At 48.5% G+C, this 1,226-nt stretch carries 2 protein-coding genes and 1 pseudogene; 1 reads left to right on the forward strand and 2 read right to left on the reverse strand.

From position 1 onward, the window contains the following. A partial coding sequence (locus tag ACTHUE_RS19340) for an NnrS family protein (RefSeq protein ID WP_440424207.1) occupies nt 1-527 on the reverse strand: 527 nt, incomplete at its 3' end. A gap of 86 nt (nt 528-613) precedes the next feature. Then, nucleotides 614-994 carry a hemerythrin domain-containing protein gene (locus ACTHUE_RS19345; RefSeq protein WP_049344491.1) on the reverse strand — a complete coding sequence of 127 codons (381 nt, stop codon included), beginning with the start codon at nt 992-994 and terminating at the stop codon, nt 614-616. 146 nt (nt 995-1,140) lie between these two features. Between ACTHUE_RS19345 and ACTHUE_RS19350 the strand changes: the two are divergent. Further along, nucleotides 1,141-1,226 (forward strand): annotated as a pseudogene (locus ACTHUE_RS19350) (Rrf2 family transcriptional regulator); the annotation flags it as partial.

Raw genomic sequence — 1,226 nt, forward strand, 5'->3', positions numbered from 1 at the left:
CCGGCCACCATAATCAAACCGGATTGCAAACCGGTCATCAGCGCAATGGCATCAAACGGCTGCACTTTCAGATGGAAGGCGAAATGGGTGCCGCCCAAAACAAAAATAGCGAACACGGCAACATAGTTGCGCTTGTTTTGAGAACGAATTACCGGCAAAGCCATGCATACCGCGCCATACCAGAAAAAGATCGTACCGAATATGCCGCTTGCCGTTACCCCCCAACCAGGAATAAACATACAAATGCGGGCCAACAGCCAAAATGCGGTCAAACCGGCCAAAGCCTTACCGCGTGTCGGCGGCTGGCCTGTCCAAGTCGCCACGGCCGTCAATAAAAATGCAATGACAACCAATCCGGCATAGCCCCAAATCATTTCATGGGCATGCCAATAAAAACCCGGCAACTCAGGCGTACCCTGAAAGCCGAAGCCCCAAAGCAGTATAGACAATGCGCCATACAAAGCCGCCAACGAATAAAACGGGCGGAAGGCCATTGCCCAAACCGGGTGTTTGAACAAATCGGTCATGGTGGTTCCTTCAATTTTTATATCATCATAAAACAGCAACAGAGGCCGTCTGAAACTTTTCAGACGGCCATCAATTCCCTTTCCTGTTACACATTCTCAGGCAAAGGCAAAAAAGGTTCAATCGCAGGGAAAAGCTCGCGCTCCTCAAAGCGCGCATGATCGCGCAAAGTGACAGCAAACTCCTTATTCCATGATTCATTCATATATTCAGGATGCGCCATCATCGCGCGTAATTTGGCATGATCGCCTTCAAAACGCTGCCGCAACGCAGGGTCAATTTTATCCCAATACGGCGCAAACATGGTTTCCTCTTCCCAAAAATGTGGCTCAAGCTCAACAAAATGAGGCTCCAGCTCCGCCTGATGGCTTTGATCGGGCGTACGCAGAAGACGGACGCACAACGACAGCGAACCATGATGTTCGCGGGAAAGTTCTATTAAGGCAGGATGGCGTTTCAAGGGCTTCATAAGTTCGTTATAATGGCAACAGTCTGTCAAACTGGATTAATTCAAATGTTTCAGATATTATGAAACCCAATCCCACATAAAGTCAAACAGCCCCTCACCAAGCACTACGCTTTTGACATATAATAAAAATATCTAAAGAGCCAGCCATGTATCTGACCCAACATACCGATTACGGATTGCGCGTATTGGTTTATACCGCCATCAACGACGACACCCTCGTCAATATCGGCAC

This window comes from Neisseria sp. P0021.S005, from assembly GCF_051956955.1.

What these genes read in the sequence shown, in the direction of transcription:
- ACTHUE_RS19345 (WP_049344491.1), bottom strand. Translation starts at nt 994, where the DNA reads ATGAAGCCCTTGAAACGCCATCCTGCCTTAATAGAACTTTCCCGCGAA.